Genomic DNA, 25,589 nt, shown 5'->3' with positions numbered 1-25,589 from the left:
GTGAAGACTGTGCGTTGGCCGAAGTTTGCCAGGGACTGGAATTGAAGTGGGAGGATGGCTGCAACCGCCAGGATCCGCGTGAAAGCCATCAGCGTGCTGGGCTCCACCGGCTCAATCGGCACTCAGACTCTCGAAATCGTTCAGGAGTTCCCTGAACAGTTCCGGGTGGTGGCTCTAACAGCTGGTCGCAACCTGCCCCTGCTCGTGGAGCAGATCCAACGACACAGCCCCGAGGTGGTAGCCCTCGCTGATGAATCTCTTCTTAAGGAACTAGAGGAACGGCTTGCCTCGCTGCCAGCGGATCAAAAGCCTCAACGGCAACCGGAACTGGTGGGAGGTCCCGGCGGACTGAACGTTGCGGCCTCCTGGGACACGGCAGACCTCGTGGTGACCGGCATTGTTGGCTGTGCAGGCCTGCTGCCAACCCTGGCGGCCATCCAGGCCGGCAAGGATCTGGCGCTGGCCAACAAGGAAACCTTGATTGCAGCGGGTCCGGTTGTGCTGCCGGAACTCAAGAAAAGCGGCAGCCGCCTTCTACCGGCTGATTCCGAGCACTCCGCCATCTTCCAGTGCCTGCAGGGCACACCCTGGGCCGACAATGCCCGACTCTCCACGGGTGTTCCCACTCCGGGCCTGCGCCGGATCCAGCTCACGGCTTCAGGTGGTGCTTTCCGTGATTGGGCAACCGCCGATCTGGAGAAAGCCACCGTGGCCGATGCCACCTCCCATCCCAACTGGAGCATGGGCCGAAAGATCACCGTGGACTCAGCGTCGCTGATGAACAAAGGGCTGGAGGTGATCGAAGCCCACTATCTGTTTGGTCTCGACTACGACCACATCGAAATCGTCATTCATCCGCAGAGCATCATTCACTCGATGATCGAGCTGGCTGACTCCTCGGTCCTGGCGCAGCTGGGGTGGCCAGACATGAAGCTGCCAATCCTTTACTGCATGAGTTGGCCCTCGCGCCTGGAGACACCCTGGCGTCGCCTGAATCTCACCGAGGTCGGGCAACTCACCTTCAACAAACCCGATCCCGCCAAATACCCCTGCATGCAACTGGCCTACGCCGCTGGCAGGGCCGGTGGCACCATGCCGGCTGTGCTCAATGCCGCCAATGAAGAGGCGGTGGCCCAGTTCCTCGAGGAGCGGATTCATTTCCTCGACATTCCCGACCTAATCGAAACAGCCTGCGAGCGCCACAAATCCGACCGGGTTGACCAGCCGCAATTGGATGACGTGCTGGCCGTCGATCAGTGGGCCCGCACCGCCGTGCGCGAACAGGTTGACCGGGGCACACGACGCCTTCCGCTCACTGCCATGGCGGCGTGATCAGTCATCACCTGCTGCTCTGTGCAACAGCCACCAAAGCGAAATGCTGTGATCCTGCCCTTGGCGCAGCCAGCTGGGAGGCTCTGAAGCTTGGAGTGAGGGAGCTGGCACTGGAGCGTCCGGACCGGCCAGGCGGGGTGGTCCTGCGCAGCAAAGCTGACTGCCTGCGGGTTTGTGATCAGGGCCCGGTGTTGCTGATCTGGCCTGATGGCATCTGGTACGGAGGAGTCACGCCGGAACGGATTCGACGCATCCTCGAAGAGCATGTGATCGGTGGACGTCCCTGCGAAGACTGGGTGATCCGCCGCAGCCCTTTCAGCGTGACCCTTCAGAGCTGAGTTGGCTCAACCAAGCAGAGGCCACACGATCAGACCAGCATCCGCTCTCCAGGCTGTCGCCGGGAGCATGGAAGCCATTGTGACCGCCTCTCTCCGTGAGAAGAACCGACACAGGGTCAGGCTGAGCAGCCGGCTGCGACGTGAGGGCTGAGAGCAAACGCTTGGCTCCAGCCGCTGGCACCCAGGGATCATCGAGAGCCTGAAGCAGCAGGGTGGGCGGCAACGAGCGCCGATCATCGAGCAGAAATGGCAAAGGAGATGCCCTGGAGTAATAGGCATCGACAGAATCGAACCCCCAGCGAGGAGCGGTGACCGCTGCATCAAAAGCACGGATCGAGCGCGGAGGGGTTTGGGTCAGCGATTCATTCTCCTGCGGGCTCACACCGAAGGGGTCGGCCAGTGTTTGTCGGACCAGACGTTGCAGCAACCATCGCTGATACACCCGGTTGCGCGGTCGTTCGATCGAGGCGCTGCAGGCTGCCAGATCCAGGGGGCTGCTGGCGCAAAACAACCCATCGAGCACCAACTGATCGGGGGGAAGTCCGGCCGTAGACCTGTCCTGCGTGCTGGACAGACAACCGTTCAAAAGCATGGTGCCACCAAGAGAAACCCCAGCACCGAAGAGGGGCAAAGCGGATCTGGATGGGGCCAGCTGCCGACAAAGCTCACGGGCACGCACGATCACTGGCAGCAGATCGCTGTTGCAGGCGGCGGCGTAGGTGCCGCCGGCCAGATCTCTGCCGGGGTCCGCTCCCCGCAGATTGAGCCTCAACACCGCAAATCCCCGCCTCTGCAGAGTGAGGACTAGGCGGCGGAGGCCCTCTCGACGGCTGGAACCACCGAGCCCATGCAGGGCCAGAACAAGCGCTTTTGAGGGTACGGGGTCACCTGCAGGCGTGGGCAGGGGACGATCCAGAAAAGCCAGCAACTCGCCAGCTGCTGCTGCACCACTGGCCAGAGCAGGCACAGCAATCCGAATCGGCTCTCCCTGATCCTCGGGCAAAGGAACCGGCCGAATCGTGTCGCGCAGAGTTTGCAAGTCGCCGCCGATCCAAGGCCAGCGTTGTTGATACGTGACAACCCCCAGTTGCCTGAGCAACTGGGGGTTGTGCTGAAGGCGGGAATAGGAACCCATCAAAGGCCGATCAGACCGATCTGATCACTTCTTACCAACACCAAGCTCCTTCAGCTCACCGAGCAGATCACCCAGAACTTTCTTGGCATCGCCGAACACCATGGAGGTGTTAGCAAGCTCAAAGAGGTCGTTCTTGATTCCTGAATAACCAGCGCTCATACCGCGTTTCACGACAAAGACCGTTCGTGCCTGCTGAACATCAAGCACGGGCATGCCGTAGAGGGGGGATTCCGGGTCGTTTTTGGCCTGGGGATTGACGACATCATTCGCGCCCAGCACCAGAACCACATCCGTGGCAGGGAAATCAGGGTTAATGATGTCCATTTCCTTGAGCTGCTCGTAGGGCACATCGGCTTCCGCGAGCAGCACATTCATGTGACCCGGCATGCGCCCAGCCACAGGATGAATGGCGTAATCAACCTGAATACCAGCAGCTTCCAGGGAACGGGTGACCTCCCGGAGGGTGTGCTGAGCCTGGGCTACTGCAAGACCGTAACCAGGCACAATCACCACCCGCTCAGCCGCTTCAAGGGTGAGGGCACACTCCTCAACGCTGCAGCTGGTGATGTTGGTGTATTCACCGCCGCCCCCGCCGCCGGAGGAGCCAGCTCCCAGGGCTCCACCAAACAGCACCGAAACCAGTGAGCGGTTCATGCCGTTGCACATCACCTGAGTCAGGATCAGGCCCGCAGCGCCGACCATGGCACCCGCCACGATCAGAAGCTGGCTGCCGACCACAAAACCAGCTGCAGCAGCGGCCACACCGGAATAGCTGTTGAGCAGCGAAATCACCACAGGCATGTCTGCGCCGCCGATCGGCAGGGTGACGCCGATGCCCAGCAGGCCGGAAGAGATCACGAGCAACCACAACCCAGCCTGACTGCTGCCCTCGGAAGCGATCAAGTTGATCGCTGCCACCAGACAAACAACAGCCAGAGCAATATTGACCAGATGGCGGATCTTGCTCTGCATCCAGGGAGGCGTTGAGAGCCAGCCCTGAAGCTTGGCCATCGCCACGATCGAGCCTGTGAAGGTGATCGAGCCAACGAAGACGGAGATCACAATCGATACAACCGCCACGAGCGTGCCGTCATCGAGGGTTCCGGGGAACAGTGCCGCTGCCAGGGCCACCAACAGCGATGACATGCCTCCACAGCCGTTGAACAGCGCCACGGTTTCGGGCATGGAGGTCATGGGAACCCGCTGGGCCGTGATCGCACCCAGCACTCCGCCGACAAGTGTGCCGACGATGATCCATGCCCAGGCCTGCCCATCGAAGCTTGGTGTGCCTAGATAACTGATCAGCAGACCAATCACAGCGAGGGCCATGGCCACAGCGGCCAGCTGATTGGCACTGCGCGCAGAGCGCACTTTGGAGAGACCTTTGATGCCGAGTGCCAGCAGCAGAACGGCGACGAGATCGATGGCGTAATTCAGGAACTCCATCAGCTGTTCTCCTTGCGAGCGGGCTTGCGGCTGAACATGGCGAGCATGCGGTCAGTGACCAGAAAGCCGCCGATCACGTTGAAGAGAGCGAAGCCAAGGGAGACCGAGCCAAGAACCAGCAGAGGAGTGCTGCCATCGGCTTTGATGATCGCGGTGAGAGCGGCCAGCATCGTGATGCCGGAGATGGCATTGGCGCCACTCATCAATGGCGTGTGCAGCGTGGGGGGAACCTTGCCGATCAGCTCGAAGCCGAGCAGGCTTCCGAGCAACAGCACCCAGAGGGCATTCACCAGAGGTGGTGTTTGGGAGGCCGTGGCCGCACCCATGAGAAAAAGGGAATCCATTAATTGGCTCCTGGGGTGAGAACATCTCCGCGGCGGATGGTGCCGTCCTGACTGATCAGGCATCCGGCAATCAGCTCGTCTTCGCTGTCGAGAGTGAGCTGACCATCCTTCAGGGTCGGTTGAAGTAAGGCCAGCAGATTGCGGGCATACATCGCACTGGCATGGTTGGGAACCGTGCAGGGCAGATCGTTGGCACCGATCAGCTTCACGCCATTGCGGTCTACGGTCTTCGAGGCGACGGTGTCGGCGCAGTTGCCTCCCTGGGCAACCGCCAGATCCACAACCACAGCTCCTGGGCGCATGCGATCCAGCATGTCCTCACTGATCAGCCGTGGAGCACGACGACCTGGAACCTGAGCTGTACAAATGGCCACATCAGCCTCGGCCAACTGGTCTGAAAGCTGCTGGCGTTGCGCTGCGAGGAAAGCATCAGAAGCCTGCTTGGCATAGCCACCAGACTCAGCGGGCTTGTCCTCCATCTCAGGAGGATCGATGAAACGGGCACCCAGCGATTCCACCTGTTCCTTCACCGCAGGGCGAATGTCGCTGACGTAGACAACGGCGCCGAGCCGGCGTGCCGTGGCGACCGCCTGCAGGCCAGCCACTCCAGCACCCAGAATCACAACGCGGGCCGGTTGAACAGTGCCGGCCGCCGTCATCAACATCGGGAAATATCGGTCCAGTGCCGCAGAGGCCAGGAGCACCGACTTGTAGCCGGCGATATTGGCCTGCGACGACAGCGCATCTGCGGACTGAGCACGGCTGATGCGTGGAAGCAGCTCAAGGGCCATGGCCGAGAGACCTGCCTGTTGCAGACCCGCAGCCAGCTCTGCGTTCGCATAGGGAGCGAGAAGACCCACCACCAAAGCCCCGCGACGGAGCTGACTGAGGGCCTGCGTCGAGGGTGACTGAACACAGAGCAACACATCAGCCTGAGTCCAGGCCGAGCTGTCCCCGCGGGTCACAAGTTCCGCTCCGGCCTCGGCATACGCCTGATCCAGATAGCCGGAAGGCTGACCAGCACCCCGCTCGAGGACGACCCTGCAGCCGTGTGCAGTGAATTTCTTGACGGTTTCCGGAGAGGCCGCAACGCGGGTTTCGCCCGCTGCGGTCTCCACCGGGTTCAACAGTATGGGCAAGATCGTGATGCCGCCGACCCAGCTGAGATTACGAGGTCACGGGTTGAGGAGGCCTGCATCTTTTCTGAAGAAGGGGGTTTGACCCTGAAGCCTGTAGCTAGGGAGAGGATCCTGTCTGCAACAGCATGGGACTCACCGCAATCGAATGCCCTGATGGCGTCTGCCACAGCCACCACGGCGGTCATGCCGTGGACCGCATCACCATGGAACACCTTCTGGCTGAACATGGCCGTGAATGGTGCGAGCGCCTGGCAGAACGGATTTATGAAATGTCGGTGGACACGTTCTCCCAAACCGTGATGCCAAGCCTGCATGCAGCGGGCTGGCAGCGACGTCATCTCGACTGGGAGTTCAAGCTCAGGGAACTGGATTCCGAGCCGGATCGCACCCTGGTGGATGGAATCATCAACGCCACTGAGAGCTTTCTGCGCAGCAGTGAGGTGCATCGCCTCTTCATCCAGGAGCTTGTCCAAGGAACATTCGATGAAGCCTCTGACGACCACCTGCGCGCTGAAGCCGTGCGGCACTTGATCGAAAAGGAAATCCTGACGCTTCTGGAAGAGAACAGAGCTGAACTGATGGAGCGACTGACCTCAAGAATTCTGGAACCAGCAGGCGGCCAGGTTGATCGCGCTCAGAAGGCCGCTTCAGAGGGATTGATGGAAGTGGAACGATTGCTCTGCAATCACACCGAATCGCTCTGAAATCTGGAGCAATCTGTGAGCAAGGAGCTTCAGAACATCGGCTGAAGCTCCTCCTCCACCGCTAAAGCCTGCGGGCGACGGCCCTGGCCATGGAGAAGCCGCGCGCGAAGAATCAGCGGGTCAAGGTCGCATTCCAATGGCCAGCAACGCTCAAGACAACGGCGAGACTCTGGACTGGACGAGTAACGGAGAAGGCTTCTGGCCATAGCGGCAGGGGGCAGAACCCCAGGAGCTGATGGTCGGAAGTTAAGGGTGGCGCAACCGATTGGAATGGTTAGAAAGACCTATCTTTCAACGTCGCCATCAACACACCGTCCTTCGCTCTTGGTGCCGAGCTTCCGTCGCGGGCGATTCGGCCCAGGCAATGGCAGCAGCAGCTCATTCAACTGCTGCGCAGGCGGTTGGACCCAGGCACGACTGCCGCACGTGATGTCCTGATTCATGCCGGTCCAGGCGCTGGCAAAACTCTTGGCGCCTTGCTGTCCTTTCAGGTGATGCAGACCGAGGGCAGGCTTGAACGCGCTGTGATCTTCTGCCATCGCACCTCGATCCTCAGCCAGTGGCAGGGTGCTGCAGCCCAGCTGGGTCTGCAGCTTGATCTCTGGAACGGGCCTAACAGCGCCTCAGACGCCGCGGACGGATGGCTGCTTAGCTACCAGGGTGCAGGACGCCAGCAGGAAACCCTGAAAGCCGAGCTCAGCCGCTGGAACCAGGACCTTCTGCTGACCATCGCCGACGAAGCGCATCATCTTGGAGTGGACCCCGATGAACCTGACGGCCCGGTTTGGGGACGAACGTTTCTGGAGCTCAGCAGCCATGCCCGGTTGCGCCTCGGTTTAACGGGAACACCGTTTCGCGCCGACAACCTGGCGTTCTGCGCCGCCCGGCGGGTGCGGGTGGAGGAAGCCGGCCAGCTGGTGGAACAGATCCATCCCGATCTTTCTGTCGAACCCCGAGAATTAATCGATGCTGGTGATGTTCGTCCCCTCGAATTTCGTTTTCAAGACGGCTGGGTGGAACACGCCCAGGAAGGGCTGCCGGACCGAGAGGTTTCGCCACTGTCAGCTGAACAAAGAGAAAGCTGGAGAGCCAGGAATCTGCGCCGCGCCATTCGTCTTTCCGACAGCAGCAGCATTGCCCAGCTGCTGCTGCTGAGAGCTCGCACCAAGCTCGAAAGCGTTCGCAAACGTCACCCGCGCGCAGGCGGACTGGTGATCGCCCGCGACATTGAGCATGCCCGCAGCATCACCTTGCTGCTGGAGGAGGAAGGTGATCGGGTCGATCTTGTGCATTCCCAGGACCCAGGAGCTCCTGAACGCCTCAATGCCTTTCAGAGCGGTGATGCCGACTGGCTGGTGAGCATTGATATGTGCGCGGAAGGATTCGATGCCTCACGGCTGAGGGTGGTCGCTTACCTAACCACGGTGGTGACGCGCAGTCGTTTCGTTCAGGGAATCACCAGAGCCGTGCGCATGTGCAGTGAAAGAGCCTCGCTGGAAGCGGTTCCGCGCGAACCCTCCTACGTGTTCGCTCCTGCGGATCCATTGCTGATGCAATACGCCCGCAGCTGGTCTCTGTCTGAGCCTTATCGCATCGCAGCCCCGCAAAGCGCCGAAGACAATGACAGCAATCTGGGAGGTGACTGGCGAGGTCCGTCGCTGCCGATGGAAGCGATTGAGGACGGTGCAGGCGCTGTGATCAGGATGCGCACTCCGCAATTACCCAGATTTTTGCAGCGTTGAAAACATTCTTTCCCAAGAAAAAATGCGACATTCTGCGAAATCCGGCCTGATTTGGTCCCATCAACCATCAGCCTGGTCGCCATCTGGGAGACAGACATGGACGCAGCAATTGAACGTCGAGTCAACGTTGCCACCTGCTGGGCAAGAACCCGGATTGCCGTTCTGGACAGTGCTGAGCGCTACGAAGACAGCTATGCACTCACGCAGGAATTCAGAGAATGGATTACCTGCCTAGGGGAGCATCCTGAACTTCTTGAGGACTCTGTGTTGAGTGTTCAGCGAACAAAAGGGAAACGCCATCACCTGGAACTTGACGGAGCAACAGACGGAGCGGTTGAAATCTAAAGAAAGGCTGAAATTTGTATCGAAACCTTGAGGCATTTCGGTCCAATTTGTACATCTGGGTGAAGCAAATTTCACCCGCACTGATCATTCGAATCCTTCTGGCGTTGCCGCTGACGCGACGTCGCGGAGATTAAAGTCATCTCATAGTCATTCCGGATAAGCATGGCGGTTGAGAATTTGGTGATTGTGGGGTCCGGCCCAGCCGGCTACACCGCTGCCATCTATGCCGCCCGCGCCAATCTCAATCCCCTTCTGATCACAGGGTTTCAGAGGGGAGGCATCCCCGGTGGCCAGCTGATGACCACCACCCATGTTGAAAACTTCCCCGGATTTCCTGACGGTGTTCTCGGTCCAGACCTGATGGACTTGATGAAAGCCCAGGCCACGCGCTGGGGAACAAGGCTGCTTGAAGCTGATGCCGACCGCATTGATCTCAGCCAGCGTCCTTACCGAATTGAAGTCGACGGGCAAATCGTTGAATCCCAAGCGGTGATCATCGCCACAGGGGCCAGCGCTAATCGGCTCGGACTGCCGAATGAGGAGCGCTTCTGGAGCAAGGGCATCAGCGCCTGTGCCATCTGCGATGGCGCCACACCTCAGTTTCGCAACGAAGAATTAGCCGTGGTCGGCGGTGGCGATTCAGCTTGCGAAGAGGCGGTCTACCTCACCAAATACGGCAGCCATGTTCATCTGCTGGTGCGCTCAGACCGTCTGCGCGCCTGTGCGGCAATGAGTGACCGCGTTCAGGCCAATCCACAGATCAGCGTGCACTGGAACACTCAGGTGAGCGATGTTCAAGGCGATGACTGGCTTAGCAGCCTCAACCTGCATCGACGTGACAGCGGTCTCGACGAGGAGCTGGCTGTTCGGGGCATGTTTTATGCCATCGGACACACCCCCAATACAGAGCTCGTTCGCGACCAGCTCGACTGCGATCCCATCGGTTACCTGGTCACCCAACCGGGTCGACCGGAGACCTCCATGGAAGGTGTGTTCGCAGCAGGTGATGTCGCCGATGGAGAGTGGCGTCAGGGCGTCACGGCCGCTGGCAGCGGCTGTCAGGCCGCTCTCGCCGCCGAACGCTGGCTCTCTCATCACAATCTGGCAACACTGGTCAGCAGGGATCAGGCCGAGCCAGCCAAAGCAGAACCACCACAGACCACAGCCGAGACCACTGAAGCCACCTACGACTCAAACGCCCTGTGGCAAAAAGGCAGCTATGCCCTGCGGAAGCTGTATCACGACAGCACTCGGCCCCTTCTTGTGGTCTATACATCGCCAAGCTGCGGTCCCTGCCACGTGCTCAAACCCCAGCTGAAGCGAGTGCTTGATGAGCTGCACGGGGAAGCCCAGGGAATTGAAATCGATATCGAAGCCGACCAAGAGATCGCTCAGCAGGCCGGAGTTAATGGCACCCCAACTGTTCAGCTGTTTTTCGACAAGCAACTGAAGCAGCAATGGCGTGGGGTGAAGCAGCGCAGTGAGTTCATGGACTCAATCCGCTCGGTGCTCAGCAAAGCCTGAGCCTCAACGGCGACGAGGGCCACCCGGACGGTTACCACCAGGTCGGCCACCGGGGGCACCAGCGTTGCGTTCTCTGTAGGTGATCCGGCCACGGGTCAGGTCATAGGGACTGATCTCCACCAGCACCTTGTCGCCGGCCAACAGCTTGATTCTGAACTTGGTGAGTTTCCCCGCGGCACGGCAAAGGCATTGATGACCTGCGGGCTGCTCCAGGGTCACCAGGTAAAACCCGTTGCCCTGTTCCTTCTCGATCACACCCGAGGTTTCAATCATGCGCCGGCATTGACCCGCAAAACGTTCCTGCATTTTAGGAGGCCGCCTGCTGTCTGAGCAGCCCCAAGACAGATGAGCTCTCCCTAAGGTCGGCTGATCCTGAAACGAGCCGATGATTCTCCCTCCCCTCTCCATGGATCTGGGGCTGCTGATGATTTCCATCGGTGCTGTGAACCTGTGGCGTGCCCGCCAGAAATCCACCTAACCTTCTGAAATCGCCAAAACGCCCTGTCCGAGTCCGCTCTCGCCTCTTTCGTCAACCTGACTCGGTCTGATTCCAGGTTCTCGATCAGGTGCATTAGGCAACGACTCCCATGCATGTGGTGAACCTGGCCAAGGGAAAGTGTCACGTCTTCACCCAGGCCACCATGAGGAAAATGCAGGCCGAAAACATGAAACACCTGCACGATGATCACATCAACGACGCCTCCACCCGGGGCGAAGCACTCTTGATCTGCTTCGGCGAACACTCCTGACACTTCTGCTTCACAAGCCATACGGAGTCCTCAGCCAGTTCACACCGGAACCGGGCAGCCGATGGGGCTGCCTTGCCGACTGGGTGACTATTCCTGATGTTTATGCGGCAGGTCGTCTGGACGCCGACAGCGAAGGGCTGCTCCTCCTCACCGCCAATGGCCGCCTGCAACAACGATTAACAGACCCCCGCTTTGGCCATTGGCGCACCTACTGGGTGCAGGTTGAGGGCAGTGCTGATCAACGCCAGCTGGATGCTCTTTGCGATGGGGTGATGGTCAAACAGCAGCTCACCAGGCCTGCAAGGGCCCAACGTCTGGCTGCTGAACACGAACAGACACTCACGGCACGCAACCCGCCAATCCGCACCAGGCTCAGCATTCCCACCACCTGGCTGCAACTCAGCCTGAGGGAAGGGCGCAACCGCCAGGTGCGTCGCATGACAGCGGCCGTGGGGCTTCCAACGCTGCGACTGATCCGCCACAGCATTGATCTGATGGATGGAGGGCCACCTCTCAACCTCAGCGGCCTCGCCTCAGGTCAATGGCGTGAGATCACGTCGGACGAGCATCAACGCCTTAATGCCCTGCTCAACAAGCAGCCAAAACGCCAGTGAGCGTCACAGCACGGAATTCGATGCCTTCCACAACACGCCATGGCTGCTCGGAGCGGTCGGCATAGCTCACATCCTCAAAGCCGAGTGCACGGAAATCGGCGAGGAAGGCGTCCTCCTCCCAAGCACCACTGATGCAACCGCTCCAGAGATCTGGATCTTGTTGAAGATGCTGAGGAACAGGGCGATCACACACAATGTCGCTGATGGCGACGCGGCCTGAGGGTCGCAACACTCTGCGGATGTTGGCGAGTAGAGCCGAACGCGCTGAAGGATTCACCAGATTGAGCACACAATTGCTCAGCACCACATCCACACTGGCTGAGGGAATCAGCAGCTCACCCGTTGGGGTTGGCGCATCAAGAGCTTCGATTGCCCCCTCCAGAAAGCGAACGTTGCTGTAACCGATTCTCTCGGCCACCACTGGAGCTGCAACGCGGGCAAGCTCCAACATGTCGGCATTGCGGTCCACGCCAATCACCGCGCCATCGCCACCTACGACCTGGGCACAGATGAAGGCATTTTTGCCGCTGCCACTGCCCAGATCCAGCACGGTGTCACCCGAACGAACCCAGCGCGTCGGGTCGCCGCAGCCGTAATCACGCTCCACCACCTCCTCGGGGATGACCTTGAGCAAGGAGGCGTCAAAGGCGACCGGAGTACAGAGACAGGCTTCCTGCTCAAGCGCTGCAGCTCCATAGCGCTGTTCAACGGCCTGGGTCTGATCGAGAGCCGGTCCACAACATCCTTCGCTCATCAGCCGAGGGCCTCCAGCAATTCACGCACAGTCGACCACTGACCGTAGTAGTAATTCGCGCTCGCTCGGCGGTCGCTGTCCTCAAGGCTGTCGAAGGCATCGAAGCCCACATTGCGCCAAAGATCATGACCACAGGCGCGGTCAAGCTCCGTCTCGGCTTCACGGGCAAGATTGTCGAGACGTCGCTGCAGATTCTTGACTTGAGCGGCAGACATCTTGAGGAAAGGCGGATGAATTCAATGTATAGAAAAGACTAGTACGCATCAACTAGTCGACTGAAGTTCGGCTTCGATCAGAACGGCAGTTTCTTCTTGGCGTCCTTATCCAGATCAGCCTCCATCGCCCGGAGTCTCTTAAGGATTGAGTCGTAGTACTCCTTGACGTAGTCCTCAAGGTGAGTGATCTCGCCGGGATCAATGCCGAAGCTCTGGTAGGTCTCCTCCATCGGTGCATCCATCGAGACACCACCTCCTGACACCTCGGCGAATGCCAGACGTTCAGCCACATTCACGGCAGGTTCAAAGAAGGAACACATCGATTCGGTGAATCGCATGATGAAGGAGGGCACTCGAAACACCCTCGCTGACTTGTCAGCAGCACGTTCGCAGAGCTGAACAACCTCACCGCTGTTCCAGGCCTTGGGCCCAACAACGGGAAATGTCTTGCGCACCGTCTCCGCATGGTCGAGCGCAGCCACGGCGAAGCGAGCCATGTCCTGCGTGTTCATGTAGGCAATCGATGTGGGGCTGCCGCTCACCCAAACGGTCTGGCTCTCCAGAACAGGAATGGCGAACTGGCTGATCACGCCCTGCATGAACGCCACACCCTGAAGGATGGTGTAGTCGAGCTCTGATTCCTTCAGAAGTTTTTCAGTGCAATATTTGATGTCCATCAACGGCACATCTCGGTGCTGTTCAGCATTCAGAAGCGAGAGGAACACGAAACGGTTCACACCGGCGCGTTCACAGGCTCGGAGAAGGTTGAGCTTGCCGTCCCAGTCTGTTTGATAGATGCTCTTGGGATCGTCAGGGCGGCTGGTGGCCGCATCGATCACGGCATCGACTCCGTCGAGGGCGTAATCGAGGCTGGCTGGATTCAGCAGATCACCTCGAGTGAGTTCGCAACCCCACTCCTGAAGGAAGGACGCTTTCCTTGGGATTCGCACCATGCAGCGAACGTCATGACCTTGATCAAGAGCCCTGCGGGCGATCTGCCTGCCCAAGGTTCCTGTTCCACCGACCACAAGAACCTGCATAGGGCTTTCAAAGTCCAGCGAGGAGCTTAGTTGGCGTTCCCTCGCACTGCGGAGATCAGTCCTTCTGCAGCTTGAGCAGCAAGGCTCCACCTGCCAGGCCCACGGGAATCAGCACCCAAAACACAGCTGCAATCCCGAAAATCTCCGAAGCCATCGAACAGTGCTCTGAATCAGCTTCTATTTAACGATCTCCAGCAACGTGTTGAACGCATTGTTGTAATAACTCAGCCATCGGCGCATCGGTGCGCAGCTGGCCGGTCATGACTGCGCTGGGGCATGCCTGGTGGCCTGCACTCAGCAGCGCCTGAACCAGCTCCTCCAGCGGAGGTGGTCCAGCAAGAGAGAGCCGGCTGGCAAGCTCAGCAGTGGACCAGCAGCAGACCGGCAATCCGCAGTCCCTCTGCAGGCGTTGCAGCAGAAGCCGACCAGCAACTGAAAGAGTGTCTAGCTGTGGATCGGCAAGCTTGAGCAACTGAGCCAGAACTGCAGGCATCTGCAAAGGCCCGAGCCAGAGCGGACCTGTCACCGCCCATCGGCCCTGGCCATCCGTGCAGCGACAGGATCTCCAGCCCGAGAGCTTCAACAGGGGTTGAACCGCTTGATCACCACAGCGCTCGCAACGTGCCAGCAGGCCTAGCTGCGATTCCTCATCAGCGGCCAAGCGCTGGCGCAATCGCACAACAAGCCGGAATGTGCGTCCTTCACTGAAACTGGCAACGGGTTCAAGCCCCCGGCCTAATTGCCAGGCTTCTCTTGCTAGCACTGCCAGCTGAAGTCGCAGAGCCAGCTCCCAACTGGCGGGATGGGCTCGCGCTGCTGCCCCAAAATGACGCACCGCCGCACGGCGGTCATGGCCGGTTGGCGAACGTCCATCTGTGCTGGCAAGAACAAGGAGGCCGTCGAAGCGCAGCACCGCCAAGGCCGACTGAAGTAGGGCATTGGGACAACCGAAGGCATCCAGATCAATCAGATCGAAGAAGATCTGATCGAGGTAGGCCTGGCGCAGCAGACGCTCCGCCGCCCAATTGGTGGTTGTCAACGACACACCACGCACACCCTGCAGACGCTGAAGGTTCGATTCCAACAACGAGCTGCGATCTGGATCGGCATCGTTCAACCAAAGCTCCAGATCGGGTCTGGATTCGGGACAGGCTTCGAGCCCCCAGCGCAGACCGCGGATGCCACAACCGGCCATCAGGTCAAGCCAGCGCAGTGGCCGTTGAGCCTCTGAGGCTTGGTGGGCCGCCAGCAGAACCGAAAGATCCCTGGAGGGTCGCGAATCCTTGCGGAAAAAACCTGATCCCGTCTGCAGACAGACAGCTCCTTCGCGATAGTGAGACACCGGTGCTTCCAGGTGCGTGCACGCAACCGCTCTCCAGCCTGCCTCCACCGGTGCCGACTGGGGAGAAGCCAGCACATGGCACTGGCTGGATCTCAAGTGTCACTGGCGGGTTCTCGGGCAACCCTCGGCTCAGCCCATCGTGCTAATTCACGGCTTTGGCGCCAGCAGCAGTCACTGGAGGCATAACGCCGGAGTCCTTGCCGCAGCGGGCTATCGGGTGTTCAGCCTCGACCTGATCGGCTTCGGGCGCTCCGACCAGCCCGGACTGAATCGGCACTTCTCACTCGACAACAGATTGTGGTCCAGGCAACTGGCCGCCTTTCTCGAAGAGGTGGTGCAGCAACCGGCGGTGCTTGTGGGCAACTCACTGGGGGGCCTCACCGTTCTGACCACCGCTGCGTTGCGACCCGAACTGGTGAAAGCCGCCGTTGCAGCACCTCTGCCGGACCCCACCCTGCTGCGCCCCATGCCACAACAGCAGTCCCGCTGGCTGGAGCGGTTACGACGCATCACGGTGACAGCGATCTGCCGCCTGCTGCCTCTGGAACTGATCGTGCCGCTGATCGCGCGAACTCCTCTGCTGCGGGCTGGGCTTCAGGGTGCTTATCAACGATCAATCCGAACCGACCGGGAGCTGCAGGCCCTGATCGCTCAGCCTGCCCTCAGGGGGACAGCTGCCAGAAGCCTTCGCGCGATGAGCGTGGGCATGGCTCTCCGTCCCAGAAACGTCACCGCCCCAGTGCTGCTGCAACGACTGAAGACCATGCGAAACGCTCCTCCGATTCTGTTGATTTGGGGGCGCCAGGACCGATTCGTGCCGTTGATGATCGGCGAATGGGTCCGATCTCAGCACCCATGGGTGGAGCTCAAGGTGATCGAAAACGCCGGCCATTGCCCCCACGACGAAACACCCGATCGCTTTCACCTGGAGTTGCTGCACTGGCTGGACCGTAATTTGGGAAGCACAAGCGCACCAGGGATCGGTCACCCCGCATGAAGCACACTCTGTCGGTTCTGGTGGAGGACGAATCAGGCGCCCTCAGCCGAATAGCCGGCCTGTTCGCACGCCGTGGCTTCAACATCGACAGCCTTGCGGTTGGTCCTGCTGAGGCTGTTGGTCGCTCAAGGCTGACCATGGTGGTCGAAGGCGACGAGCACACCCTTCAACAGATGAGCAAACAGCTCGACAAGCTTGTCAACGTGCTGCAGGTTCTCGACCTCTCCCAGCGTCCTGCAGTCGAACGGGAGTTGATGCTGATGAAAGTCTCCGCACCGGCGGCTCAACGCAGCGCAATCCTTGAATTAGTTCAGGTGTTCAGAGCCAAGGTGGTCGACGTCGCAGACGATGCTCTGACCCTGGAGGTTGTCGGCGATCCAGGGAAGCTGGTGGCGCTGGAACGGCTGATGGCGCCCTATGGCATCGAGGAAATCGCTCGAACCGGCAAGGTCGCACTGGAAAGAGCTTCTGGAGTGAACACTGAAATGCTCAAGGCTTCAAGTTCTGGCGGGCGCGTGCCCGCCTGAGCATCTCGTTGATCAGAGACCGGGTGTCAACACCACGGCCTTCTCGATGGTGTCGTCCTGACGGATGGCATCCACAACATCAAGACCTTGAGTCACGCGACCGAAGACGGCGTAGCGACCATCGAGTTCTGGCAGCGGCTTGAGTGCGATGTAGAACTGGGCGCTGGCGGAATCTGGAGCCTGGGAGCGAGCCATAGCCAGGGCGCCGCGTTCATGGCTGAGTTTGAGCTGCACAAGCTCAGTGGGATTACTTACAACGCGGCCATAACGGGGCTGGTCTTCGCCGTTAAAGGACAGCTCAAGAGGCACAAAACGTGCCTGTCCGGAGGTCGGATCAACGAAGCTCCCCGTTCCGTACTGCGACTTTGGAGTCGCGGGATCACTAGAGGAGGGATCACCGCCCTGCACCACAAATGGAACCGGGTCCCTCACCACTCGATGAAAAACAGTGCCGTTGTAGGCACCCCTTTGAACCAGATCAAGGAAATTCCCAGCCGTCACAGGCGCGGCATCGCCGTTGAGTTCCAGGGTGATCGAGCCCTTGCTGGTGGTGAGCTCAACGCTGGCCTTGCCCTGAAGGCAAGGACTGCTGGCCTGCTCGCAGCCAACCGGTATCGAAGCCGTTGTGCTGGACGCACAGCTCACCAAAAGAGGCAGACACAAGGCAAGTGCCATCAGTGTCTTGATGGATTGACGAATCATGGTCATTCAGAGCCCTTCCAGGTTCACATTCAAAAAGCGTGCAAGTTCAGCTCCGTCCTGCTCGAGCTGGGCGAGAGGTAGAGGCTCACCCACTCGAGTGAGGGGCATGTCGCGTCGACCCTGAACGCGCAAAGACACACGTCGGCGAGTGTTGAAGCCATCACGGACTTCAACCTTGACAGCCTTGATGTCTTTGATCGGTATCTCAACACTGATGGGCTTGCGAAAACCTCGGCGAGAAATAGTCACCAACCCTGAGGATTTATCGAAACGATTCATGCCGGCGCCCACATCAATGGCGATCACCGTCCAGAGATAGGTAGCAAGAAGGGCTGCAGCGATGCTGTACAGCCCCATCACCAGACCCTGGGGGACAAATACAAGTCCTGCAGGGTGGCCTAGAGGAAGAAGATCACGCCCCAAATAACTGGAGAGCGAGGCGAACAGAAAGCCGACGCCACCAATGGTGACCATGGCGGCGACCAGGACATTGGACAGCCGCCGAGAACCGACGACAGGTTGTTCAAGCAGATCAGCGGCCATCACAGCCCGGAAGCAGCGCCCATTGTGACCGCTGAAGCGGCATCGATGGCGACGTTCGGCGGCTCTGCCACAAAGGCTGAAACCAAAGCGGAAGAAACCCCGAAGAAATGTTCCGATACAAGGGGTTTCAGGTGAAGGGATTCGCCCCCGCAACCCTCGCTGAAATTGTTAAGGTCGCCGGGTATCCCACAGCCTGCGGCTATCCGCACCCGTTCTCACTCATGACGATCGCTGTAGGACGCGCGCCACAGCGGGGATGGTTTGACGTCCTCGATGACTGGCTCAAGCGCGACCGCTTCGTTTTTGTCGGCTGGTCCGGCATTCTTCTCTTCCCAACGGCCTACTTGGCCATCGGTGGCTGGCTCACAGGCACCACCTTTGTCACCTCCTGGTACACCCACGGCATTGCCTCGTCGTACCTGGAAGGTTGCAACTTCCTGACTGCTGCTGTGTCCACCCCCGCTGATGCGATGGGTCACAGCCTTCTGTTGCTCTGGGGCCCTGAAGCCCAGGGTGATTTCGTTCGCTGGTGTCAGCTCGGCGGCCTCTGGGCCTTCGTTGCACTGCACGGTGCTTTCGCACTGATCGGCTTCATGCTGCGTCAGTTCGAGATTGCCCGTCTGGTCGGCATCCGCCCTTACAACGCCATCGCCTTCTCCGGCCCGATTGCGGTGTTCGTCAGTGTCTTCCTGATGTACCCCCTCGGCCAGAGCAGCTGGTTCTTCGCGCCCTCCTTCGGTGTGGCAGCGATCTTCCGCTTCCTCCTCTTCCTGCAGGGCTTCCACAACTGGACCCTCAACCCCTTCCACATGATGGGCGTCGCCGGCATCCTCGGCGGTGCACTGCTTTGCGCCATTCACGGTGCAACGGTGGAAAACACCTTGTTTGAGGATGGTGAGCAGGCCAACACCTTCAAGGCGTTCGAGCCCACCCAGGAAGAAGAGACCTATTCGATGGTCACCGCCAACCGCTTCTGGAGTCAGATCTTTGGTATCGCCTTCTCCAACAAGCGCTGGCTGCACTTCTTCATGCTGTTCGTGCCTGTGATGGGTCTGTGGACCAGCTCCATCGGCATCATCGGTTTGGCCCTCAACCTGCGCGCCTATGACTTCGTGTCACAGGAAATCCGCGCTGCAGAAGATCCCGAATTTGAGACCTTCTACACCAAGAACATCCTTCTGAATGAAGGTCTGCGTGCCTGGATGGCACCGGCTGACCAGCCGCACGAAAACTTCGTCTTCCCTGAAGAGGTTCTGCCCCGTGGAAACGCCCTTTAATTCCGGTCTTATCGCCACTGGCGGTAAAGACCTCGACTCCACCGGCTATGCCTGGTGGGCTGGCAATGCCCGTCTGATCAACCTTTCAGGCCGTCTGCTCGGTGCCCACGTGGCCCACGCAGGTCTGATGGTGTTCTGGGCCGGCGCCATGATGCTGTTCGAGGTGAGTCACTTCACCTTCGACAAGCCCATGTATGAGCAGGGTCTGATCCTGTTCCCCCATGTCGCCACACTCGGTTATGGCGTAGGTCCCGGTGGCGAAGTCACCGATCTCTATCCCTTCTTTGTCGTCGGTGTTCTGCACCTGATCAGTTCCGCTGTGCTTGGTCTCGGCGGTCTGTATCACGCCATTCGCGGACCAGAAATCCTGGAGAACTACTCCACGTTCTTCTCCCAGGATTGGCGCGACAAGAATCAGATGACCAACATCATTGGTTATCACCTGATTCTCTTGGGCGTTGGCTGTTTGCTCCTGGTCTTCAAGGCCATGTTCTTCGGTGGCGTGTACGACACCTGGGCACCGGGCGGCGGCGATGTTCGTCTGATCACCAATCCGACTCTCGATCCGGGTGTGGTCTTCGGCTATCTGTTCCGCGCTCCCTTCGGTGGAGAGGGCTGGATCATCGGTGTGAACTCCATGGAGGACATCATCGGTGGCCACATCTGGCTTGGTCTTACGTTGATTTTCGGCGGTATTTGGCATGTCACCACCAAGCCTTTCGGTTGGGTGCGTCGCGCCTTCATCTGGAATGGTGAGGCTTACCTGAGCTACAGCCTTGGTGCTCTGAGCTTCATGAGCTTCATTGCCTCGGCATTCATCTGGTTCAACAACACCGCCTATCCCTCTGAGTTTTACGGCCCCACCAACGCCGAATCTTCACAGGCCCAGAGTTTCACCTTCCTGGTGAGAGACCAGCGTCTCGGCGCCAACATTGGTTCCGCCATGGGCCCAACCGGCCTTGGTAAGTATCTGATGCGTTCACCGACCGGTGAAATCATCTTCGGTGGTGAAACGATGCGTTTCTGGGATTTCCGTGGTCCCTGGCTTGAGCCCCTGCGTGGACCCAACGGCCTGAGTCTCGACAAGCTTCAGAACGACATCCAGCCTTGGCAGGTTCGTCGTGCTGCTGAGTACATGACTCACGCCCCCAACGCATCCCTGAATTCCGTTGGCGGCATCATCACCGAGCCCAACTCGGTGAACTTCGTGAACATCCGCCAGTGGTTGGCAGCGACTCAGTTCGTGCTCGCCTTCTTCTTCCTGGTGGGTCACCTCTGGCATGCAGGACGCGCACGTGCTGCTGCTGCAGGTTTCGAAAAGGGTATCGACCGTTCAGCAGAGCCTTCACTGGCCATGCCAGACCTCGACTGATCATCACGATCAGACCCAATCGAGATCACACAATTCGATCGTCATCCAGCCCCACTTCACGGTGGGGCTTTTTTCATGGACGACATCAATGATCGATCACAACGCGCGGCTGAGACAGAAAAGCGGAGTCAGAAGTCCAGATCGAGCAACGTATGGCCTTTGGGAGGCTGATGCCGCTCCTGTCCGGCCTTCGGAAGCTGAACCCCCTGGACCGAGCGACTCCATTCATCCATGGATTCCTTGAAATAAGCCTGCTCAGCATGGAGGCTCAATGAAGCATTGCCTTGATCGGTGGCACTCACCGACAAAGGCTCCATTGCCGACGCGCTAAGAGCAAGCGTTGCTGAAAACAGAGTTGTACCGAGTCCAGAGAGGAGAAAACGAAGCATGGCCAAGGGTGTGAAGAGGGCCTGACTTCGCATTAGCTACGGGGAAAGGAAAATGGCAACGTCTCCCCTTGCCATGTTTCAAACCTGCGGTAGCCAACGCCGCAACAACGGCAAGCTGAGGCCGATCACATTCGAATAACAGCCATCGAGACGCTCCACAAAGGAGCCTCCAAGGCCCTCCAATGCAAAGCCTCCTGCACAACGAAGCGGTTCGCCACTGGCGACATACGCAGCAATCTCCTGATCGCTGAGATCAGCAAACATCACCTTGGTGGTCACACACTCAATCAGCGGCTCTTGCGATGTCAAACCAAGGCCTGACATCAGGCAGTGACCAGTGTGCAGATCACCCCAGGCACCACGCATGCGTTGCCAACGTTGCACAGCCTGAGCCGAGTCAGCTGGCTTTCCGTACACCTCTCCAGCAAAAACAAACAACGAATCACATCCGAGCACGGCTGTGATGGCATCGTCTTTGAGCTGGCTGCGAACGGCCAGCGCCTTGGCCTGAGCCAGACGCCTGACCAGTGCGATCGGATCGGGATCCTGAATGGCCTCTTCATCAACACCGCTGATCTCGACACGATGGGGAATGGCCGCCTGCTCGAGGAGACGACGTCTTGCCGGGGACGCTGAAGCCAGCAGCAACATTGGTCTCTCAGTGAGCGGCGCTGAGAACGAGAATGGCATCGACAGCACGTCACGTGTGACTCTTCAGGACCCCAGCGAACTCACAAGGCATGCCATGAGGCGAGCACGCCAAGCGGTTTGCTGCCTTCCTTTCCAACGCAGCTTTTACCGCAACGTGGAACAGGCAGCCCTGAGCAGCAAAGAACTGGTGGCAAGACCAGATTGGCCTGCACAGACCAGGCGACGATTAAATGCCAGCGAGACAGAGGATCTGCTCATCTGGCTGATTCAACTGGGGGTTCTACGCCGGGAAGTTGACGGCCAGGGTCTTACAGAACGGGTGCGTCTGACCCCTCTTGGCAGGGAGGTGCTGATCCCCTGGCCTGAAACGATCCCCTCAGCAGGCATTGGAAGCCGTCTGGTGCACTGGTGTCGTCGACACCGCCCCCGCTGGTGAGTGAGCACAGGATGACTAACAAGCCAGCAGAATTGATGCGAAGTCGAGCACAAATCACTGCAATGCCGCAGCTTGCGATTCTCGGCAAAGCGCAGTGAGCAGAACCTCCCGACCCACCCCACTGATGGTGCTCGGCACCAGTAGTGGTGCAGGAAAATCGCTGATGACAGCAGCGCTCTGCAGAGTGCTGAAACGGCGTGGCGAAACACCGCTGCCCTTCAAGGGGCAGAACATGAGTAACAACGCCTGGGTGGATCAGAACGGCGGCGAAATGGCCTACTCCCAGGCCCTGCAGGCCTGGGCCGCCGGGCTGGAGCCGGTGCATGCTATGAACCCAGTGCTGCTCAAACCGCAGGGCGATTCGACCAGCGAGGTGATTCACCTTGGGAGCTCCGCCGGCACCTGCAGGGCAGAGCATTACTACCGAGACTGGTTCGACTCCGGCTGGGCTGCCATCCGCCAGGGTCTCGAGGATCTGCAGGCCAATCATCCAGGCGGAAGACTTGTGCTTGAAGGAGCTGGCAGCCCGGTCGAAGTCAACCTGCAGGCACGCGATCTCACCAACCTGCGTCTTGCCAAGTACCTGCAAGCCAATTGCCTGCTGGTTGCCGATATTGAACGCGGAGGCGTGTTCGCCCAGATCATCGGCACTCTCCAGTTGATGACACCTGATGAACGGCGACTGATCCGCGGGCTGCTGGTTAATCGGTTCCGAGGCAGACGAGAACTTTTCGATGAAGGTCGACGCTGGCTCGATACCAATACAGGCATTCCGGTTCTTGGAGTGATGCCATGGCTTGACGAGCTCTTTCCGCCTGAAGACTCCCTCGACCTGCTGGAGAGGAGAGGCCGCAAGCGCAGCGCTGAGCTTGAAATTGCCGTGGTGAAACTACCCTCACTCAGCAACTTTTCTGATCTCGACCCTCTGGAGGCGGAGCCAACCGTTGAGCTGCGCTGGATCGCACCGGGCGAAGCGCTTGGGTCTCCCGATGCCGTCGTGATCCCGGGAAGTAAACAGACCCTTCGCGATCTTGCTTCCCTGCGCAGTAGCGGACTAGACGCTGAACTGATCCGTTTTGCCAACAACGGCGGTGAGCTATTCGGCATCTGTGGCGGCATGCAGTTGCTCGGTGCGGAATTGCACGATCCCGATGGACTGGAGGGCGAAGGGCTACCAGGACAATCCGGCAGCGACGTCGCCGGCCTTGGCCTGCTCCCCCTGCGAACCGTGTTCGGCGGCGACAAGGCACTGCATCAACGCCAAGCTCTTGTGCTTTGGCCTGATCAGCAACCGCAGCTGAAGGTGGAGGGATTCGAACTGCATCGGGGAAGCAGCGAAGCCATCGAAGACTGCGAAACATTCAGTGCAGAACAAGGCCTGGGCTGGATCCGTGCGACCACCGCAGGAACCTATCTGCATGGAATCTTTGAGAACGGGCCCTGGCGACGACGCTGGCTGAACCGGCTTCGACGCAGACGCGGGCTGGCGGATCTCAGTGAGCAGCAACCGCACCACAGTCGTCAGAGAGACGCGCTGCTCGACCGCTTGGCCGATGCCTTTGAACAACATGTGAATCTGGAACCACTGCTGGACACATCCACGTGACCTCTGGGCACAAAAGGGTGGAAATCATGTGGCCGGACGGTCAGCGCAGCGTCAGCTACAAGGGCGAAGACTGGTTGGCGGCAGCGCGGCAGGCCGGCGTGCATGTACCCACTGGCTGCATGGGAGGCAGTTGCGGCGCCTGCGAGATCGATGTTGATGGCACCACCGTGAGGGCCTGCATCAGCAGCGTGCCTGCGTCAGCATCGGGTCAACTCAAGGTGGAGTTGGCCACCGACCCCTACTGGTGAACCATCCGCCACCAACCCCAGCTCGCAGTCTGCTGGTCGGAACTGCACGTGCCCTACTGGCTGGAGCCGCGGGAGGAGCGCTGGCAGCGCTGGTGGTGAGTAGCACGCTCATGCTCCAGACCTGGATCTGGGGTGTATCGGTCGCGCGCGGTTTACCCAGCGATCGCTCCTTGCTGTGGTGTCTGGCCTGGTCGGGAACGATCGGCATCGCTCTCAGCCTGCTGCAACGGCGACGCTCAGGCAGTGAGCTCCCGGAAATGTCGGAGACGCTCGCTGAACTACGGCAACCGGAAGGATTGGACACGCATCAGGGCCTCAGGCAAGTGATCGGAGGCATGCTGGCACTCGCTGGCGGGGGAACTCTCGGCCCGGAGGCGTTGATGACCCGCCTCGTCGCCGTCGCCAGCCACGCCGTCTGGAAAGGCGCGGATCGTGACTTGCTGGCTGCTGCAATGGCGGGATCTCTGGGATTGTTCCGCTCACCCCTGGTGGGCGGCGCAGCATTAGCCGGACGTCAATGGCAGCTGATTTGGCGCTGGCTGCCAGGAACCCTTGGAGGATTGGCCGGTTTTGTGGCCTTCCATGGCTTAAGCGACCTGGGCGGAGGCATGCGAGGCGTGCCCTATGCCTGGCCCTCTGATCCCTCGCAACGCATCAGTGCGTTGCTGGCGGCCATGCTCGCTGGCCTGGCGGGTTGGCTCGCCGGACAGGTCATCAAGCGCTGGCGGCATTGGCTCCAACAGTTGCGGCTACTGGAACGCTTCTGGTGGATCCCGATCGGCACAGGTTTGCTGATTGGGCTCTGTCTCTGGGGATTGCCACTGGTTGGCTTCTCCGGGGAGAACCAGTTGAAACCCCTCGTCCTGCAGGAATGGAGGCTGGAGACAAGCGTCTTGGTGCTGTCAGCCCTGGTCAAATTGTTGATGGTCGGACTGTGTCTGGAGACCGGATGGAGAGGCGGCCAGTTTTTTCCAGTGATCCTCGCCAGCAGCGCACTGGGGATGGGACTGCACGAATGGATTCCCTGGATTGGCAGCATCGACATCTGGAGTGGGGGTGTTGTCGGGGGGTGCCTTGCGGTGCTGCTCAACTCGCCGCTACTTGGACTGGTGCTCGGCCTCACGCTGTTGCAGGGCCATGGAGCCGGAGCGCTGGTGATCGGCCTGCTGGTGGGTCTGATCCTGCAGCGGAGGCACTAAGTGGGAATCCTGGCCGGATTGGTTGCAGCACTGGCATGGACCCTGGCGAGCAGTCTGTGGCGAGGTCTCTCCACCTCTCTCAGCGCGGTTCAACTCAATGGGCTGAAGAATCTGATCGCCTGCGCAGCATTGCTGCCGGTGCTGGTCACACTCCCCTGGAACGAAGAAGGGAAGAGCCTGATGCTGCTACTGATCAGTGGTGGTCTGGGAATTTCACTGGGAGACAGCTTTTATCTCGCCTCACTGAGACGTCTCGGGACACGCAGAATTCTCACCCTGGAGTCGCTCGCGCCCGTCGCAGCCGCTGCTGGAGGCTGGTTCGCCATGGGAGAGAAGCTCTCTGTTCAGGGCTGGGCTGGGGCACTGCTGGTCACGATTTCCGTGGTGTTAGTTGCCGTGCAGCAACCTCCTGACGCCACACGACTGGTCGACCGAAGCCGCCATGAGCAGGCACAGGGCTTGGTGATGGGCTTGCTGGCTGTGGTCTGCGGTGTGGCAGGCGCCGCCGTCTCGCGCACTGTTCTGGTCAACAGTGAGCTGACACCTCTGCAAAGTGCTGCCTGCCGTCTGCTAGGCGGCCTGCTGCTGTTGATTCCCTGGCTGCGCTTGGCAGCCAGATTTCCGCAACCACGCCCGCGCAGTGTGCGTTGGCCGCGGGTGCTGGTTGCAACAGTGCTGGGAACCATTCTGGGGATCCTGCTGCAACAGGTTGTGCTGCAGAGGTTGCCTCTGGGCATCGGCATCACCGTGCTGAGCACGGCACCGGTGATGGCCCTGCTGGTGGCGCGTGCCGAAGGAGATCAGCTGAAACCGTCCGTGCTGTTGGCCTCAACACTGTCCGTCACAGGCGTTGGCCTGGCAGTGCTGAGTTGAGCTGGA

The 25,589-nt window shown here is 59.7% G+C and carries 32 protein-coding genes; 17 read left to right on the top strand and 15 right to left on the bottom strand.

All coding sequences use genetic code 11. The features are described 5' to 3' along the window. Nucleotides 1-78 precede the first annotated feature (78 nt). Together SynMITS9220_RS04215 and SynMITS9220_RS04210 are read left to right on the top strand one after the other, a co-directional pair. Nucleotides 79-1,332: a 1-deoxy-D-xylulose-5-phosphate reductoisomerase gene (locus SynMITS9220_RS04215; protein WP_186991851.1), complete on the top strand. Its 1,254-nt coding sequence runs from the start codon at nt 79-81 to the stop codon at nt 1,330-1,332. Continuing rightward, on the top strand, nt 1,329-1,670 hold the full coding sequence (locus tag SynMITS9220_RS04210) for a ferredoxin (RefSeq protein WP_067097648.1): 342 nt from the start codon (nt 1,329-1,331) through the stop codon (nt 1,668-1,670). The genes SynMITS9220_RS04215 and SynMITS9220_RS04210 overlap by 4 nt, the downstream gene beginning before the upstream one ends. Here SynMITS9220_RS04210 and SynMITS9220_RS04205 read toward each other — a convergent pair. Genes SynMITS9220_RS04205 through SynMITS9220_RS04190 form a run of 4 tightly spaced genes read right to left on the bottom strand, consistent with a single transcriptional unit; the run spans nt 1,648 to nt 5,713 of the window. Beyond that, a complete protein-coding gene (locus SynMITS9220_RS04205) occupies nt 1,648-2,805 on the bottom strand; it encodes a YheT family hydrolase (protein WP_186990963.1) in 1,158 nt (385 codons plus the stop codon). The two genes, SynMITS9220_RS04210 and SynMITS9220_RS04205, sit on opposite strands and share 23 nt — an antisense overlap. Nucleotides 2,806-2,829: 24 nt before the next feature. Next, nucleotides 2,830-4,251: an NAD(P)(+) transhydrogenase (Re/Si-specific) subunit beta gene (locus tag SynMITS9220_RS04200; RefSeq protein ID WP_186990961.1), complete on the bottom strand. Its 1,422-nt coding sequence runs from the start codon at nt 4,249-4,251 to the stop codon at nt 2,830-2,832. Beyond that, nucleotides 4,251-4,595 carry an NAD(P) transhydrogenase subunit alpha gene (locus SynMITS9220_RS04195; RefSeq protein WP_369813443.1) on the bottom strand — a complete coding sequence of 115 codons (345 nt, stop codon included), beginning with the start codon at nt 4,593-4,595 and terminating at the stop codon, nt 4,251-4,253. The genes SynMITS9220_RS04200 and SynMITS9220_RS04195 overlap by 1 nt, the downstream gene beginning before the upstream one ends. Further along, nucleotides 4,595-5,713: an NAD(P) transhydrogenase subunit alpha gene (locus SynMITS9220_RS04190; RefSeq protein ID WP_255483216.1), complete on the bottom strand. Its 1,119-nt coding sequence runs from the start codon at nt 5,711-5,713 to the stop codon at nt 4,595-4,597. Before SynMITS9220_RS04190 ends, SynMITS9220_RS04195 begins: the two co-directional genes overlap by 1 nt. 146 nt (nt 5,714-5,859) lie before the next feature. Here SynMITS9220_RS04190 and SynMITS9220_RS04185 point away from each other — a divergent pair, with 146 nt between their 5' ends. Continuing rightward, the gene (locus SynMITS9220_RS04185; RefSeq protein ID WP_186990957.1) at nt 5,860-6,438 is read left to right on the top strand and encodes an EF-1 guanine nucleotide exchange domain-containing protein; all 579 of its coding nucleotides are present in this window, start codon (nt 5,860-5,862) and stop codon (nt 6,436-6,438) included. A 29-nt stretch (nt 6,439-6,467) separates the two neighbouring features. On the opposite strand, the gene SynMITS9220_RS04180 is transcribed toward SynMITS9220_RS04185, so the two are convergent. Further along, a complete protein-coding gene (locus SynMITS9220_RS04180; protein ID WP_186990955.1) occupies nt 6,468-6,644 on the bottom strand; it encodes a hypothetical protein in 177 nt (58 codons plus the stop codon). Between the two features lie 195 nt (nt 6,645-6,839). On the opposite strand from SynMITS9220_RS04180, the gene SynMITS9220_RS04175 reads away from it, so the two are divergent. The 3 genes from SynMITS9220_RS04175 (at nt 6,840) to trxB (ending at nt 10,049) form a co-directional block, all read left to right on the top strand. Next, on the top strand, nt 6,840-8,180 hold the full coding sequence (locus SynMITS9220_RS04175) for a DEAD/DEAH box helicase (protein WP_370594367.1): 1,341 nt from the start codon (nt 6,840-6,842) through the stop codon (nt 8,178-8,180). Nucleotides 8,181-8,276: 96 nt separating this feature from the next. Next, nucleotides 8,277-8,525, top strand: coding sequence for a hypothetical protein (locus tag SynMITS9220_RS04170; protein ID WP_186990953.1), 249 nt, complete (start codon nt 8,277-8,279; stop codon nt 8,523-8,525). 162 nt (nt 8,526-8,687) lie between these two features. After that, complete coding sequence (gene trxB, locus SynMITS9220_RS04165; protein ID WP_186990951.1) at nt 8,688-10,049, top strand: thioredoxin-disulfide reductase; 1,362 nt, start codon at nt 8,688-8,690, stop codon at nt 10,047-10,049. A gap of 3 nt (nt 10,050-10,052) precedes the next feature. Here trxB and infA read toward each other — a convergent pair whose 3' ends face one another. After that, on the bottom strand, nt 10,053-10,322 hold the full coding sequence (gene infA, locus SynMITS9220_RS04160; RefSeq protein WP_006041809.1) for a translation initiation factor IF-1: 270 nt from the start codon (nt 10,320-10,322) through the stop codon (nt 10,053-10,055). A 323-nt stretch (nt 10,323-10,645) separates the two neighbouring features. Here infA and SynMITS9220_RS13315 point away from each other — a divergent pair, with 323 nt between their 5' ends. Together SynMITS9220_RS13315 and SynMITS9220_RS04150 are read left to right on the top strand one after the other, a co-directional pair. Then, nucleotides 10,646-10,798, top strand: a complete 153-nt coding sequence (locus tag SynMITS9220_RS13315) for a hypothetical protein (RefSeq protein ID WP_255483215.1) — start codon at nt 10,646-10,648, stop codon at nt 10,796-10,798. After that, nucleotides 10,777-11,412, top strand: coding sequence for a pseudouridine synthase (locus SynMITS9220_RS04150; RefSeq protein WP_186991847.1), 636 nt, complete (start codon nt 10,777-10,779; stop codon nt 11,410-11,412). Before SynMITS9220_RS13315 ends, SynMITS9220_RS04150 begins: the two co-directional genes overlap by 22 nt. Here SynMITS9220_RS04150 and SynMITS9220_RS04145 read toward each other — a convergent pair. The 5 genes from SynMITS9220_RS04145 to SynMITS9220_RS04125 all read right to left on the bottom strand — a co-directional run bounded on the left by SynMITS9220_RS04145 (nt 11,387) and on the right by SynMITS9220_RS04125 (nt 14,763). Beyond that, entirely contained in the window at nt 11,387-12,166 is a 780-nt protein-coding gene (locus tag SynMITS9220_RS04145) for a methyltransferase domain-containing protein (RefSeq protein WP_186990949.1), read from the bottom strand. The two genes, SynMITS9220_RS04150 and SynMITS9220_RS04145, sit on opposite strands and share 26 nt — an antisense overlap. Next, nucleotides 12,166-12,381, bottom strand: a complete 216-nt coding sequence (locus tag SynMITS9220_RS04140) for a hypothetical protein (protein WP_067097622.1) — start codon at nt 12,379-12,381, stop codon at nt 12,166-12,168. Before SynMITS9220_RS04140 ends, SynMITS9220_RS04145 begins: the two co-directional genes overlap by 1 nt. Before the next feature lie 77 nt (nt 12,382-12,458). Then, the gene (locus SynMITS9220_RS04135; protein WP_186990947.1) at nt 12,459-13,421 is read right to left on the bottom strand and encodes an NAD(P)H-binding protein; all 963 of its coding nucleotides are present in this window, start codon (nt 13,419-13,421) and stop codon (nt 12,459-12,461) included. A 55-nt stretch (nt 13,422-13,476) separates the two neighbouring features. Beyond that, nucleotides 13,477-13,575, bottom strand: coding sequence for a cytochrome b6-f complex subunit PetM (petM, locus tag SynMITS9220_RS04130; RefSeq protein WP_011933540.1), 99 nt, complete (start codon nt 13,573-13,575; stop codon nt 13,477-13,479). A 27-nt stretch (nt 13,576-13,602) separates the two neighbouring features. Further along, a complete protein-coding gene (locus tag SynMITS9220_RS04125; RefSeq protein ID WP_255483214.1) occupies nt 13,603-14,763 on the bottom strand; it encodes a N2,N2-dimethylguanosine tRNA methyltransferase in 1,161 nt (386 codons plus the stop codon). A 16-nt stretch (nt 14,764-14,779) separates the two neighbouring features. On the opposite strand from SynMITS9220_RS04125, the gene SynMITS9220_RS04120 reads away from it, so the two are divergent. Beyond that, on the top strand, nt 14,780-15,760 hold the full coding sequence (locus SynMITS9220_RS04120) for an alpha/beta fold hydrolase (RefSeq protein ID WP_186990943.1): 981 nt from the start codon (nt 14,780-14,782) through the stop codon (nt 15,758-15,760). Beyond that, nucleotides 15,757-16,287, top strand: a complete 531-nt coding sequence (gene ilvN / locus SynMITS9220_RS04115; protein WP_067097610.1) for an acetolactate synthase small subunit — start codon at nt 15,757-15,759, stop codon at nt 16,285-16,287. The genes SynMITS9220_RS04120 and ilvN overlap by 4 nt, the downstream gene beginning before the upstream one ends. A gap of 12 nt (nt 16,288-16,299) precedes the next feature. Here the strand turns inward: ilvN and SynMITS9220_RS04110 are convergent, their stop codons facing one another. Further along, nucleotides 16,300-16,989, bottom strand: a complete 690-nt coding sequence (locus SynMITS9220_RS04110) for a peptidylprolyl isomerase (protein WP_186990941.1) — start codon at nt 16,987-16,989, stop codon at nt 16,300-16,302. A gap of 6 nt (nt 16,990-16,995) precedes the next feature. After that, the gene (locus SynMITS9220_RS04105; protein ID WP_186990939.1) at nt 16,996-17,532 is read right to left on the bottom strand and encodes a photosystem I assembly protein Ycf4; all 537 of its coding nucleotides are present in this window, start codon (nt 17,530-17,532) and stop codon (nt 16,996-16,998) included. A 221-nt stretch (nt 17,533-17,753) separates the two neighbouring features. On the opposite strand from SynMITS9220_RS04105, the gene psbD reads away from it, so the two are divergent. Together psbD and psbC are read left to right on the top strand one after the other, a co-directional pair. After that, nucleotides 17,754-18,809 carry a photosystem II D2 protein (photosystem q(a) protein) gene (gene psbD / locus SynMITS9220_RS04100; RefSeq protein WP_006041823.1) on the top strand — a complete coding sequence of 352 codons (1,056 nt, stop codon included), beginning with the start codon at nt 17,754-17,756 and terminating at the stop codon, nt 18,807-18,809. Then, nucleotides 18,793-20,181, top strand: a complete 1,389-nt coding sequence (psbC, locus tag SynMITS9220_RS04095) for a photosystem II reaction center protein CP43 (protein ID WP_186990936.1) — start codon at nt 18,793-18,795, stop codon at nt 20,179-20,181. Before psbD ends, psbC begins: the two co-directional genes overlap by 17 nt. 128 nt (nt 20,182-20,309) lie before the next feature. Here the strand turns inward: psbC and SynMITS9220_RS04090 are convergent, their stop codons facing one another. Then, nucleotides 20,310-20,570, bottom strand: a complete 261-nt coding sequence (locus SynMITS9220_RS04090; protein WP_186990934.1) for a hypothetical protein — start codon at nt 20,568-20,570, stop codon at nt 20,310-20,312. Nucleotides 20,571-20,648: 78 nt separating this feature from the next. Further along, the gene (locus SynMITS9220_RS04085) at nt 20,649-21,221 is read right to left on the bottom strand and encodes a nucleoside triphosphate pyrophosphatase (RefSeq protein ID WP_186990932.1); all 573 of its coding nucleotides are present in this window, start codon (nt 21,219-21,221) and stop codon (nt 20,649-20,651) included. A gap of 10 nt (nt 21,222-21,231) precedes the next feature. Here SynMITS9220_RS04085 and SynMITS9220_RS04080 point away from each other — a divergent pair, with 10 nt between their 5' ends. From SynMITS9220_RS04080 to SynMITS9220_RS04060, 5 genes are all read left to right on the top strand, one after another. Next, on the top strand, nt 21,232-21,657 hold the full coding sequence (locus SynMITS9220_RS04080; RefSeq protein ID WP_370594365.1) for an Npun_F0494 family protein: 426 nt from the start codon (nt 21,232-21,234) through the stop codon (nt 21,655-21,657). Between the two features lie 124 nt (nt 21,658-21,781). Then, a complete protein-coding gene (locus tag SynMITS9220_RS04075; RefSeq protein ID WP_186991845.1) occupies nt 21,782-23,263 on the top strand; it encodes a cobyric acid synthase in 1,482 nt (493 codons plus the stop codon). A 26-nt stretch (nt 23,264-23,289) separates the two neighbouring features. After that, nucleotides 23,290-23,511, top strand: coding sequence for a 2Fe-2S iron-sulfur cluster-binding protein (locus tag SynMITS9220_RS04070; RefSeq protein ID WP_186991843.1), 222 nt, complete (start codon nt 23,290-23,292; stop codon nt 23,509-23,511). Beyond that, complete coding sequence (locus tag SynMITS9220_RS04065) at nt 23,508-24,710, top strand: chloride channel protein (protein ID WP_186990930.1); 1,203 nt, start codon at nt 23,508-23,510, stop codon at nt 24,708-24,710. Before SynMITS9220_RS04070 ends, SynMITS9220_RS04065 begins: the two co-directional genes overlap by 4 nt. After that, nucleotides 24,711-25,583 carry a DMT family transporter gene (locus SynMITS9220_RS04060; RefSeq protein WP_186990928.1) on the top strand — a complete coding sequence of 291 codons (873 nt, stop codon included), beginning with the start codon at nt 24,711-24,713 and terminating at the stop codon, nt 25,581-25,583. Nucleotides 25,584-25,589: the final 6 nt, after the last annotated feature.

It is taken from the genome of Synechococcus sp. MIT S9220, assembly GCF_014304815.1.
GTDB lineage: Bacteria > Cyanobacteriota > Cyanobacteriia > PCC-6307 > Cyanobiaceae > Synechococcus_C.
Note: the sequence above shows the minus strand (reverse complement) of the source record. Positions and strands in the feature narration are given on the sequence as shown.

Coding starts and splice junctions, on each gene's coding strand:
- trxB (WP_186990951.1), top strand. CDS start 8,688: ATGGCGGTTGAGAATTTGGTGATTGTGGGGTCCGGCCCAGCCGGCTAC.
- infA (WP_006041809.1), bottom strand. CDS start 10,322: ATGATTGAAACCTCGGGTGTGATCGAGAAGGAACAGGGCAACGGGTTT.
- petM (WP_011933540.1), bottom strand. CDS start 13,575: ATGGCTTCGGAGATTTTCGGGATTGCAGCTGTGTTTTGGGTGCTGATT.
- SynMITS9220_RS04090 (WP_186990934.1), bottom strand. CDS start 20,570: ATGCTTCGTTTTCTCCTCTCTGGACTCGGTACAACTCTGTTTTCAGCA.
- ilvN (WP_067097610.1), top strand. CDS start 15,757: ATGAAGCACACTCTGTCGGTTCTGGTGGAGGACGAATCAGGCGCCCTC.
- SynMITS9220_RS04195 (WP_369813443.1), bottom strand. CDS start 4,595: ATGGATTCCCTTTTTCTCATGGGTGCGGCCACGGCCTCCCAAACACCA.
- SynMITS9220_RS04185 (WP_186990957.1), top strand. CDS start 5,860: ATGGGACTCACCGCAATCGAATGCCCTGATGGCGTCTGCCACAGCCAC.
- SynMITS9220_RS04140 (WP_067097622.1), bottom strand. CDS start 12,381: ATGTCTGCCGCTCAAGTCAAGAATCTGCAGCGACGTCTCGACAATCTT.
- SynMITS9220_RS04085 (WP_186990932.1), bottom strand. CDS start 21,221: ATGTTGCTGCTGGCTTCAGCGTCCCCGGCAAGACGTCGTCTCCTCGAG.
- SynMITS9220_RS04075 (WP_186991845.1), top strand. CDS start 21,782: ATGGTGCTCGGCACCAGTAGTGGTGCAGGAAAATCGCTGATGACAGCA.
- SynMITS9220_RS04200 (WP_186990961.1), bottom strand. CDS start 4,251: ATGGAGTTCCTGAATTACGCCATCGATCTCGTCGCCGTTCTGCTGCTG.
- SynMITS9220_RS04110 (WP_186990941.1), bottom strand. CDS start 16,989: ATGATTCGTCAATCCATCAAGACACTGATGGCACTTGCCTTGTGTCTG.
- SynMITS9220_RS04070 (WP_186991843.1), top strand. CDS start 23,290: ATGTGGCCGGACGGTCAGCGCAGCGTCAGCTACAAGGGCGAAGACTGG.
- SynMITS9220_RS04105 (WP_186990939.1), bottom strand. CDS start 17,532: ATGGCCGCTGATCTGCTTGAACAACCTGTCGTCGGTTCTCGGCGGCTG.
- SynMITS9220_RS04145 (WP_186990949.1), bottom strand. CDS start 12,166: ATGAGCGAAGGATGTTGTGGACCGGCTCTCGATCAGACCCAGGCCGTT.
- SynMITS9220_RS04170 (WP_186990953.1), top strand. CDS start 8,277: ATGGACGCAGCAATTGAACGTCGAGTCAACGTTGCCACCTGCTGGGCA.
- SynMITS9220_RS04135 (WP_186990947.1), bottom strand. CDS start 13,421: ATGCAGGTTCTTGTGGTCGGTGGAACAGGAACCTTGGGCAGGCAGATC.
- psbD (WP_006041823.1), top strand. CDS start 17,754: ATGACGATCGCTGTAGGACGCGCGCCACAGCGGGGATGGTTTGACGTC.
- SynMITS9220_RS04180 (WP_186990955.1), bottom strand. CDS start 6,644: ATGGCCAGAAGCCTTCTCCGTTACTCGTCCAGTCCAGAGTCTCGCCGT.
- SynMITS9220_RS04205 (WP_186990963.1), bottom strand. CDS start 2,805: ATGGGTTCCTATTCCCGCCTTCAGCACAACCCCCAGTTGCTCAGGCAA.